This window comes from Bacteroidales bacterium, from assembly GCA_021157585.1.
Classification (GTDB): domain Bacteria; phylum Bacteroidota; class Bacteroidia; order Bacteroidales; family UBA12170; genus UBA12170.
Genome location: JAGGWH010000070.1, coordinates 1 through 11882, shown reverse-complemented (window position 1 = coordinate 11882; position 11882 = coordinate 1). Strand labels below are relative to the sequence as shown.

10 protein-coding genes are annotated in these 11882 nt (G+C 34.4%); 7 read left to right on the top strand and 3 right to left on the bottom strand.

Going from position 1 to position 11882, the window contains the following annotated elements:
* The first annotated feature begins 2 nt into the window (after positions 1-2).
* From J7K39_04545 to J7K39_04535, 3 genes are all read left to right on the top strand, one after another.
* Positions 3-827: a hypothetical protein gene (locus tag J7K39_04545; protein MCD6179150.1), complete on the top strand. Its 825-nt coding sequence runs from the start codon at positions 3-5 to the stop codon at positions 825-827.
* Positions 828-993: 166 nt separating this feature from the next.
* Positions 994-1236 carry a 50S ribosomal protein L28 gene (locus tag J7K39_04540; GenBank protein ID MCD6179149.1) on the top strand — a complete coding sequence of 81 codons (243 nt, stop codon included), beginning with the start codon at positions 994-996 and terminating at the stop codon, positions 1234-1236.
* Between the two features lie 136 nt (positions 1237-1372).
* On the top strand, positions 1373-3901 hold the full coding sequence (locus J7K39_04535; GenBank protein ID MCD6179148.1) for a carboxypeptidase-like regulatory domain-containing protein: 2529 nt from the start codon (positions 1373-1375) through the stop codon (positions 3899-3901).
* Positions 3902-3933: 32 nt separating this feature from the next.
* On the opposite strand, the gene J7K39_04530 is transcribed toward J7K39_04535, so the two are convergent.
* Complete coding sequence (locus J7K39_04530; protein MCD6179147.1) at positions 3934-5028, bottom strand: AMP-binding protein; 1095 nt, start codon at positions 5026-5028, stop codon at positions 3934-3936.
* Positions 5025-6086, bottom strand: a complete 1062-nt coding sequence (locus J7K39_04525) for an o-succinylbenzoate synthase (GenBank protein ID MCD6179146.1) — start codon at positions 6084-6086, stop codon at positions 5025-5027. The genes J7K39_04530 and J7K39_04525 overlap by 4 nt, the downstream gene beginning before the upstream one ends.
* 182 nt (positions 6087-6268) lie before the next feature.
* On the opposite strand from J7K39_04525, the gene J7K39_04520 reads away from it, so the two are divergent.
* From J7K39_04520 to J7K39_04505, 4 genes are all read left to right on the top strand, one after another.
* Positions 6269-7288, top strand: a complete 1020-nt coding sequence (locus J7K39_04520; protein ID MCD6179145.1) for a branched-chain amino acid aminotransferase — start codon at positions 6269-6271, stop codon at positions 7286-7288.
* Between the two features lie 170 nt (positions 7289-7458).
* Positions 7459-8760 (top strand): 2-oxo acid dehydrogenase subunit E2, encoded by a 1302-nt coding sequence (locus J7K39_04515; GenBank protein MCD6179144.1) that lies wholly within the window; start codon positions 7459-7461, stop codon positions 8758-8760.
* A 108-nt stretch (positions 8761-8868) separates the two neighbouring features.
* Positions 8869-9693, top strand: a complete 825-nt coding sequence (locus tag J7K39_04510; GenBank protein ID MCD6179143.1) for a ribonuclease H-like domain-containing protein — start codon at positions 8869-8871, stop codon at positions 9691-9693.
* 89 nt (positions 9694-9782) lie between these two features.
* Entirely contained in the window at positions 9783-10394 is a 612-nt protein-coding gene (locus J7K39_04505) for a fumarylacetoacetate hydrolase family protein (protein ID MCD6179142.1), read from the top strand.
* Between the two features lie 145 nt (positions 10395-10539).
* Here the strand turns inward: J7K39_04505 and argH are convergent, their stop codons facing one another.
* Entirely contained in the window at positions 10540-11820 is a 1281-nt protein-coding gene (gene argH, locus J7K39_04500) for an argininosuccinate lyase (GenBank protein MCD6179141.1), read from the bottom strand.
* Positions 11821-11882 lie beyond the last annotated feature (62 nt).

Here is an 11882-nt window from a genome sequence, read left to right as displayed (position 1 = left end):
TTATGTCTTCAAAAACAAAGTATACTTTACTCTGGATTTTTGCTGTTATTTTCACATTAAGTGCCGCTGTTTATCAGCGTGCAACCGGTCCAACTTACCCAAAAAAAGCAGAAGTTGAACTTAATGGTGAAACTTACAAATTCAAACTACTTACTACACAAGGTGGGGAATCTGATGCTCCAATAAATCTTAAGCTACCTTCGGATGTTAAAGGTATGGTTAAATATCGCCATTATAGAAGTAAAGAAGATTGGAAGATGCTGGAAATGAAATATAATGGAGAATGTTTAAATGCATTTTTACCTAACCAACCACCGGCAGGAAAGTTAGAATATACTGTTTCTCTTGAATATAAAGGTAAGCATTATAATCTAAGCGAAGAGCCTGTTGTTATTCGATTTAAGGGAGCTGTTCCCGGCTTTATTCTTGTTCCTCATGTAATATTAATGTTTTTGGCTATGCTTTATTCTACTCGTACAGGTATTGAAGCATTAGTAAACGGAAAACGAACATACTTATACACTACTATTACACTAATTACTCTTGGTATTGGTGGTATGATTTTAGGTCCAATAGTTCAGTTGTATGCATTTGGAGATTTGTGGACAGGCTGGCCTTTTGGTGGCGACTGGACAGATAATAAAACTCTTTTTGCTTTTATCTTTTGGCTAATTGCTTTCTTTGTTTTACGCAAAAACAAAAATAACCGTTTGTGGCCAATAATAGCTTTTATTGTCTTACTCAGTATATATATGATTCCACATTCTACGGGAGGTTCAGAACTAGATTATGAAACAGGAGCTGTAACAACGGGAATTAAAAAATAAATCGCTAATAATAAGAGCGTAATGGGCTGTGTATCTATATATTATAAAATGTATTATAAGGGCATGATAATTTCATAAATAATTTTAAAAAAGGGTTGTTTTTTCAAGAAATAATCACGTATTTTGCAGTCCGTTTTTCAGGAATAAGAATTTAAATTAAAGAAAGATGTCAAGAATTTGCGAAATAACAGGAAAAAAGGTGATATCAGGAAACAATGTTTCTCACTCTCACGCTAAAACTAGAAGAAAGTTTTATCCTAATCTACATACAAAGAAATTTTTTATCCCGGAAGAGGATAGATTTATAACTTTAAAAGTATCTGCTAAAGGTATGCGTATAATAAGCAAAAAAGGTATCTCAATTGCTTTAAAAGATGCAAAAGAAGCTGGCTTTTATACTGCCAAATAAGTTGTAAAAATATTTTAAAAGATGCTGTTTGATTTCAAACAGCATTTTTTTTGCCTAAATTTTTCTTTTTACAAAGAATATTAATCAGTAAATGGCGTTTTAAAAAATAAGTATATTTGCTTCACAGTCAGGAAAAATGCTAACAGAACTACTCTACCAAACACTTTCTAATATAAAAAAGTCACTATTTACAATCGGCTTTGCTCTTTTTGTCATTAGTAGTTCCTTTGCTCAACAATCTCAAACAGCCCTTGTTTATGGTAATATAACCGATGAAAATGGGCTGGCTGTCCCCCTCACTAATATTTTAATCCTAAATGAAAAAGGAGGTAATGTTTCTGATGGAAATGGAAATTACCAACTGACTATTCCGGCTAATAAATTACTAACAATTCAATTTTCTTTTATTGGATTTCAGACTGAAGAAGTAAAGATACAGCTTAAAGCAGGACAAAAACGCAATCTGAATATAACTCTTTTTCAGGCTACTAAGCAATTAGCCGATGTAATAGTAGAAGATAAAGAAATTAGGAAAACTACTCTTACTCGTATCGATCCTCAAGCAGTTCAGGTAATATCAGGTGTTAGCGGCAATGTAGAATCTTTAATAAAAACACTACCAGGCGTATCATCAAATAATGAGCTAAGCTCTCAATATTCTGTGCGCGGAGGTAGTTTTGACGAGAATCTTATTTATGTAAATGGCATAGAAATTTATCGTCCACTTTTAACCCGTTCAGGGGAGCAGGAGGGACTTAGCTTTATAAATTCCGATTTGGTATCTTCTATACTTTTTTCGGCAGGTGGATTTGAAGCAAAATACGGAGATAAAATGGCTTCTGTTCTCGATATAAAATATCGTCGTCCGACACAATTTAAGGGCTCCATTAAATTAAGCTTACTCGGAGCTTCTCTACATCTTGAAGATGCATTACTGGATAAAAAACTTACGTACTTAATTGGTTTTCGTCAAAAAACAAACCAATACTTACTAAGCAGCTTGGATACCAAAGGCGAATATCAACCTTCATTTAGCGATATTCAGACTTTAATAGGCTTTCAACCAAATAAAAAATGGAATTTTTCTTTTTTAGGCAATTACAGTCGAAATAGTTATAAACTGATTCCCGAAAATCGTGAAACAGCATTTGGTCACATTAAAGAAGCTTACCAACTGAAAATATATTTTGACGGTCAGGAATTTGATAGATTTAATACTTATTTTGGAGCTTTTACTACTACATATTCGCCCAATAAAAACCTAAGTCTAAAACTAATCAGTAGTGCGTTTCAGTCTATTGAAGAGGAGAATTACGATATTCAAGGACAATATTGGATTGGACAATTAGAAACAGATCTTGGGCAGGAAGACTTTGGTGAAGTACTAGAAACGCAAGGTGTTGGAACATATTTAAACCATGCCCGAAATAAACTAAATGCTAAAGTCTGGAATATTGAACATCAAGGTGTTTACGAACATCAAACAGGCCTATTACAGTGGGGAATAAAGCTACAGTACGAATCCATTGAAGATGAGTTAAACCAGTGGGTAATGATTGATTCTGCCGGATATTCTAAACCATATCCACGAGACTCTTTAGGATATGTCGATCCCTTAGCTCAAACCTTTTTTCCTTTTGTTTTAAATGATACTTTATTTGCAAATAACACATTAAACTCAAACAGAATAAGCGGCTTTATTCAAAATTCTTGGAAGTTTTACTCCGGAGAACATGAACTTTTTCTTACAGCTGGTAGCCGAGTAAATTATTGGGATTACAATAAACAATTGCTTTTTAGTCCAAGAGTTGCTATTGCAGTAAAACCCGATTGGCAAAAAGATATTCTTTTACGCCTATCCGGCGGACTATATTTTCAATCGCCTTTTTATCGTGAATTGCGCCGACCTGATGGCAGTTTAAATGCCAATATCCAAGCTCAATCATCCATACATTTTGTTCTTGGTAGCGATTATAATTTTAATGCTTGGGGCCGACCATTTAAAATGGTTACTGAACTTTATTATAAGCATTTTGATAATTTGATACCTTTTATTGTTGATAATGTACGCTTAATTTATAGTGGCGAAAATAGTTCAAGAGGGTATGCTACAGGAATAGATATGAAAATAAACGGAGAGTTTGTGGAAGGTCTGGAATCTTGGTTAAGTATTTCTGTTATGCAAACCAACGAAATATTACGCGATAATTTCTATAATTCCTATTTCAATAGTTCGGAAACTCCTGCTGAAAATATTTGGATTCCGCGTCCAACAGACCAAAGAGTTGCTATTTCTTTATTTTTTCAGGACTATTTACCTATGTTGCCAACTTTTAAAATGAATATGAATCTCTCGTTTGGCACAGGATTACCTGTTTATTATCCCGATAGAGATTTTCAAACAGTAGTAACACGCACACCGGCTTATCGTCGCGTCGATATCGGCTTTGCTTATGAGCTAATCGGTCCCAATAGCAAAAGGATGAACAATAAAATTGCCAAGCAATTTACCAACGCAGATATTACTTTAGAAGTTCTTAATCTTCTGGATATTAAAAATGTTGTTTCCTATCTTTGGGTAAAAGATAATTCTAATTACGTTTATTTAGTACCTAATTATCTAACGCCCAGAAGAATAAATTTAAAGCTATCGCTTAAATTTTAATTAGGCATATTATTTCTATCAGTCTTAAATATTTACGAAATTTCTTCTTTCAGCTTAATCCTATTTAATTTACCATTAGTCATTCTTGGGAAATTATCAGAGAAAATAATCTCTTTTGGCTCTTCAAACCTATTTAAAATGGTCTTCAAGATTTCATTTAATTTATTAAATTTCGCTTCTGAATAAGGCTTACTTTCTATTACCAACACCAATCTCTCGCCTAAAACCTCATCTTTTACGGAGCTAAAAGCAAAACAAGTTTCTATATATAAAGCCATTTTTTGTTCCAGAATTTCAGGAGACAGTTTAATACCTCCGGAATTTATTATAAAATCAGCTCTACCTAAAAAACGAAATTGTTGAGAGTTTAACAAGATTACCTCGTCATTAGTCTGGATGGGATTTAAACTCACCAAAGGAGCATTTATTCGTAAGCAGTTCCTTTCATCAAGCTGAAATTCAATATTTGGAAGTGCTTGAAAATAATCTGTCTTATGCTTTCCATTTAATCTTTGCAAAGCAATATGAGTAATCGTTTCGGTCATTCCATATGTCGCCCAAACTTCAGTTTCCACTTGCTCCAATTTTTGAATCAAATCTTTACGTAAAGCAACACCACCAACAATAATTTTCTTTATCCGATTTATAGGCAAAGCATTTTCCGATTTCAAAACCGATTCTAATTGCAAAGGAACGACAGCGGTAAAATCAAAGTTTACATTATTTTTCAAAAGAACATCACTTTTTGTTTCAGCATAATGTAAATCAAAACCACCAACAAATGCCCGAACTATCATCATCTTTCCTGCAATATAATCAGCCGAAAGACAGAGTAAAGCCTTTTTACTTTTATCTAAATCAAAAAAAGTATTAGTCGCTTTAGCACTATCAATCATTCTATTCTTTTCAATTAAAATATTCTTTGGATTTCCCGTCGAGCCGGAAGTTTTTACAACAACATTATTTTTATTATTCAGCCATTCTACAATAAACCTAAAAATTACTTTTTCCCATTCGGGATTCTTTGAATTCTTAAGTTTAGCTTTAGAGCATAAAAGTAACTCCTGACGAGAATAATTTTCCCCATTCAGCCTTAAAGTCGTATATGTTTCCCAAGGCTGACTCACGAATCAAATTGTAAATTATTAAGTTCCCAATTCTTATCTGTATTTAGCCAAAGCTCGGCTTGTTTTATTTGTAAAGGACTCTCAATATTATTTGTAAAAAGCTGTCCTGTTCCCAAACCCTGAAACATAGAATTCTTTTTAGAATAAGTCCATTGCGCAATGGCATTCAGTCCAATATTACTTTCCAAAGCTGAAGTAATCCACCAAGAAATATTTCGTTTGTCGGCAAGCTTTATCCATTCATCAGAAGCAGCAAAGCCACCCAATAAAGCCGGTTTTAAAATAATATATTGAGGTTTAATATCATCTAATAATTGAGCTTTTATTAGAGGTTCAAAAATTCCGATTAGTTCCTCATCAAGAGCAATAGGTAAAGGTGTTTTAGCACAAAGTTTTGCCATTTCTTTTCTCTGACCTTGGCGAATAGGTTGTTCTATTGAATGAATATGAAATTTTGATAGAGCATTAAGCTTTTTCAAAGCCTCTTTGGGTTTAAATGCACCATTAGCATCCACACGAAGCTCTAAAACATTACTGGAAAACTCAGAACGAATAGCTTTCAGCAGATCTACTTCATCATCAAAATCAATAGCCCCAATTTTCAATTTCAAGCATCGAAATCCTTGCTTTATCTTGCTTCTAATCTGCTCTTTCATAAACGATTTTTCTCCCATCCAAATTAAACCATTAATAGGAATTCCTACTGAAGATTGAGAAAATTCAGAAGAGAAAAGATTTCGTTTTCCTCCTTGAAGAAAATCGATAAATGCCATTTCCAAACCAAAACGAATGCTTGGCCAATCGAGTAAAGCATTATGCAAATTTTTTATATAAAAATAAGGTTGTTCAGATATTTTGTTGAGTATCTGTTCATATTTAGGCTTATCATCAAAACTCAAGCCTTTAAATAAATTACATTCGCCTAAACCAAAAACAGTAGGAAGGGCATCGTCCCAAACTTTTAAAAAATAAGTTTCCTTGGTTTTCAGAATACCGCGAGATGTTCCGGCAGGAAGTTTAAATTTTAACTCATATTTTAACCATTCTGTTTTTAACATCAAGCAAATATTTTAATCAAAAATATAACCTTTCTGGCAGAAAGTAGGAATAAACCTAAAATTCCCTGAAAAATTAAGTCCGTTTTTACATAAAATTATGATTTTTAAGCAATTTAATCAAAAGAAAAATTCATTAATATTTCGTATTTTAGCACACATAAACAAATCAAACAAATAACGATATGGAAAATATAGCTTGGGGTGAATTACCCTTTGGATATTTTAAAACAGATTATAATGTTCGTACTTATTTCCGTGATGGAAAATGGGGCGAAATGGAAATCTCTTCTTCCGAAACTATCAATATTCATATGGCTGCAACAGCCTTACATTATGGCCAAGAAGCCTTTGAAGGATTAAAAGCTTTTCGTGGAAAAGACGGTAAAATCCGTTTATTCCGTTGGAAAGAAAACGCGAAACGTATGAGACGTTCTGCACAAGGAATTATGATGGCAGAAGTTCCTGATGATGTCTTTTTCAAATCAATTACAACTGCCATCAAGATGAACGAACGCTTTGTTCCTCCTTATGGAACAGGAGCCAGCCTATATCTTCGACCTCTGCTTTTTGGTTCCGGACCACAAGTGGGTGTTAAACCTGCCGAAGAGTATATGTTCTTGGTTTTTGTTGCTCCCGTTGGACCTTATTTTAAGGAAGGTTTTAAGCCGGTAGATATTCAGTTAGTTAGGGATTACGATCGCGCTGCTCCCTTAGGAACGGGACATATTAAAGTTGGTGGAAATTATGCTGCTTCTTTGCGTCCTGCCGACCGTGCTCACAAGGAAGGCTTTGCTTCTGTTCTTTTCTTAGATGCCAAAGAGAAAAAATATATCGACGAAGCCGGACCTGCTAATTTCTTTGGAATAAAAGGAAATACTTATGTTACTCCCGAAAGTAACACTATCCTTCCTTCGATTACCAATATGAGTTTACGGCAGATTGCAAAGGATATTGGTTTAGATGTTGATTTACGACGAGTTTCTGTTGATGAACTCAACACTTTTGATGAAGCTGGCGCTTGTGGAACTGCAGCTATTATTTCTCCAATCAGAAAAATAGTTGATCGTGAGAGAAATAAAACTTATGAATTTGCAAAAGACGGTAAAGCGGGTCCTGTCTCTCAAAAACTATACGATACTCTTTTAGGTATACAATTAGGAGAGTTGGAAGATACTCATGGATGGAACACCATAGTTGAATAGATAGAATAAAGAAAATCAAGCCGTTTGTTGGAAATCTTCAAGTGGCTTTTTTTTATCCCAAATCTTTATTTAGAATTATTCCACATTATATAATTTTTGTATATTTGCAGACGAAAAAAAATGATAACATAATTTCAGTAAATAACTGACAATAATATAAAAGAAACACGATGGCGAAATTTGAAATTGTCATGCCCAAATTGGGCGAAAGCATTATAGAAGCAACTATTACCAAATGGTTAAAAGCTGTTGGTGATACTATTGAAGAAGATGATGCTATTTTAGAAATAGCAACCGATAAAGTAGACTCGGAAATTCCTTCTCCAGTTGATGGCATTTTAACCGAAATCTTTTTTGAAGAGGGTGATGTGGTTGACGTAGGAGCTTTAATTGCTATTATCGAAATGGATGGTGAAGATGCTGAAACTCCTGTTGAAGAAAAAGCAACTACCGATCTTAAAGTCGATCAAATTAATAAGGAAATAGAAGAAGCTACGAAAGAAATTATTGTGGAAGAGCCAACACCTTCTGACTTCAAAACTTCTAGTCGTTTTTATTCTCCATTGGTGAAAAGCATTGCCAAAGAAGAAAACATTGCATTTGAAGAATTAGAAAAAATTGCGGGAAGTGGAAAAGCAGGTCGTGTAACCAAACAGGATGTCCTAAATTATCTGGAAAACAGAGAAAAAGAAAAAACAGCCATTACAAAAACACCTCCAACTAAACCGGTAAAAGCGATGGGCGAGAAAGTTGCCGTTGGAACCGGCGACCGTATTGAAGAAATGGGACGTATGCGTAAGCTAATTGCCGATCATATGGTTATGTCTAAACAAGTTTCTCCTCACGTCACTTCTTTTATTGAAGCCGATGTTACCAAGATTGTAAATTGGAGAAATAGGGTAAAGGATGGTTTCTTAAAACGTGAAGGTGAAAAAATTACTTACACACCTATTTTTATCGATGCTGCCGCAAAAGCATTACGCGATTATCCCGGATTAAATATTTCTGTTGATGGTAATAATATCATCTATCGGAAAAATATCCATATTGGTATGGCAGCAGCTTTGCCAAATGGTAATTTGATAGTCCCTGTGATTAAGAACGCAGATCAGCGAAATCTTATAGGAATGGCTAAAACGGTAAACGACTTAGCTACTCGTGCAAGGGCTAATAAATTAATGCCCGATGAAATTAGCGGAGGTACATTTACCGTTACTAATTTCGGTAGTTTCGATAGTTTAACAGGAACACCAATTATCAATCAGCCACAAGTGGCGATATTAGGTTTGGGAGCCATTGTTAAACGTCCGGTAGTTATTGAAACTCCTGAAGGCGATACAATTGGTATCCGAAGCATTATGATGCTATCATTGGCTTACGACCATCGTGTAGTTGACGGAGCTTTGGGAGGATTATATCTTAAACGCCTACGCGAATACATCGAAAATTTTGATACTAATCAAAGTATTTAATATTACAATTAACTAAAAATAAGCCGGATAAGAACGCTATCTTATTCGGCTTTTTCATTCACATACAAGAGGAAATTACCTACCTTTGTCGAGCAAAAAAACAGAATAATGGAGCTAAAATTAAAACGACCTATCGCCTTTTTCGATTTGGAAACAACAGGAATAAAAGTTGCTACAGATCGTATAGTGGAAATTAGTATTGTAAAAATTCATCCCGATGGTAAAAAGGAGATTAAAACCCGACGTATTAATCCTGAGATACCAATACCTGCTGAAACATCGGCTATACACGGTATTTATGATGAAGATGTAAAAGACGAGCCTACTTTTAAACAACTGGCAAAAGGACTTTATCAATTCTTACAAAACTGCGATTTAGCCGGATATAATTCCAATAGATTTGATATTCCTCTTTTGGTTGAAGAATTTTTACGCGCCGATATCGATTTTGATGTTGAAGGAAGACAACTTGTAGATGTTCAAAACATCTTTCACAAGATGGAACAACGCACTTTAGTAGCTGCTTATAAATATTATTGTGGTAAAGATTTAGAGAATGCACATAGCGCCGAAGCTGATACCTTAGCAACTTATGAGGTTCTTTTGGCTCAACTCGATAGGTACAAAGGAGTTGATTTTAAAGACAAAGCCGGAAATATTAGCCAACCCGTTGTAAACGATGTTAAGGCTTTAGCAGAATTCTCCAGAGTAAACAGAAATGTAGATTTAATAGGATTTATAGTGTATAACGATAAAGACGAGGAAGTGATAAACTTTGGTAAGCATAAAGGCAAATTAGTAAGCGAAGTATTCAAAAAAGAATCGTCTTATTACGATTGGATGATGAAAGGCGATTTTCCATTATCAACCAAAAAAGTAATCACTAGACTAAAATTAAAAAGTAGTAATTTGGGCAATATGAAGTTGTTCTAAAAAATGTTCTATGTTGAAAGTTTAAGGCCTAAAGCTGATAAATAAGCTTAAGTCAAAACTTGAAACTTCAAACTAAAAACTTAAAACCAATGAAAATAATCTGTATTGGTCGTAATTACATAGACCACGCCAAAGAATTAAATAATCCCGTTCCTAAAAAACCTGTCTTTTTTATGAAGCCGGAAACATCTTTATTGCTTAAAAACAGGCCTTTTTTCTATCCTGATTTTTCGGAAGATATTCAGTATGAACTGGAAGTAGTGGTAAAAATTGGTAAAGTAGGCAGATATATTCAAGAAAAATTTGCGCATAATTATTATGAGGAAATTGGTTTAGGTATCGATTTCACAGCACGCGATTTGCAAGCTGCAGCCAAAGCTAAAGGTTTGCCTTGGGAAATTGCTAAAGCTTTTGATCATGCTGCTCCACTAGGTAAGTTTCTACCAAAATCGCATTTTACCGATATTCAAAATTTCGATTTCGATTTGAAAATTAATAATGAAATTCGTCAGATTGGAAATACAAAAGATATGATTTTTAGCATTGATGAAATCATTGCCTATATCTCCCAGTTTGTAAGTCTGAAGATGGGCGATTTAATTTATACCGGAACACCGGCAGGCGTTGGTCCTGTTTCTATCGGCGACCGCCTACAAGGATTTATTGGAGATAAAGAAATGTTTGATTTTGAGGTGAAATAATGTTTCGACTTCGCTCAACATCCTATTTCACCTTCGCTCGACGCCCTATATCGCTAACCAAGCGAAGCCGAAGTCAGCATTTCTCCACACTCAACTCCATTTACAGCTCTCTGAGCGTAGTCGAAGAGAGCACTACAAAAGAGAGCTAGTAAGTCCGCTCAAACTTAGCCTTTATCTCATCCAAACATAAATTCCCAATACTACCCGCATGGCTATGCTCCACTTTTCTCTCTGGATTGAAATCATTTTCCAAAATAGCTTTTCCAACTTTCTTATAGGCTTCTCTAAAAGGCAAACCTTGCATCACCAGCTTATTTACTTCTTCAACAGAAAAAAGATAATCGTACTCCTTTTTATCAATAATATTCTCCTTAATCTCAACCCGCTGAAGCATAAAATTACTGACTTCCAAATTATCCTTCATTAATTCAATAGCTTCCATTAAACTTCCTTTTAATAATTGATAATCACGATGATAACCACTCGTTAAATTATTGGTGATCATTGTTATTTCTACGGGTAAATTTTGAATTTTATTTGATTTTGCTCGCACCAACTCAAAAACATCGGGGTTTTGTTTATGCGGCATAATGCTAGAACCCGTCGTGAGCTCTTTTGGAAATCCCAAAAAATTAAAACCCTGATTCATAAACAAAATAATGTCAGAAGACATTTTGGAGAGCGTTCCTGCCACAGAGGCTAAAGCAAAAGCCAAAGACTTTTCCAATTTACCACGACTCATTTGAGCCGCAATTACATTATACTTCATCGTTTCAAAACCGAGTAATTCGGTGGTCATTTCCCGATCGATAGGAAAAGAAGTTCCATAACCCGCAGCAGAACCCAGTGGATTTTGATCGCTAATTTTATATGCAACATTTAGAAAATTGATATCATCAATCAAACTCTCAGCATAAGCCGAAAACCAAAGTCCAAAAGAAGAAGGCATTGCCAACTGGAAATGTGTATAGCCTGGAATCAGCACCTCTTTATGCTTATCACTCAAGGAAATAAGTGTGTCGAACAATTCTTTAGTTAAAACCTTTATTTCGTCAATCTCATCTTTAACATATAAATGCAAATCCACTAAAACCTGATCGTTACGCGAACGTGCCGTGTGAATCTTTTTCCCTGCTTCTCCTATTTTCTTTGTAAGTTCAAACTCTATTTTACTGTGAACATCTTCAAAAGAATCTTCAATTGTAAAACTACCATTATCTATTGTTTCCTGAATTTCATCCAAAGCTTGAAGAATATCTTTCAGTTCTTTATCCGTAAGAAGGTTTATTTTATGAAGCATTTTTGCGTGTGCACTATTGCCCTGAACATCGTATTTTGCCAGTTTTAAATCAAGTATTCTATCATTACCAACAGTAAAACGTTCAATAATTGTATCTGTTGAATATCCTTTATCCCAAAGTTTCATATCATCTATTTTTACAAAATTTCATTCATTATTTTTATATACAAATCAATTCCTTCTTCAAT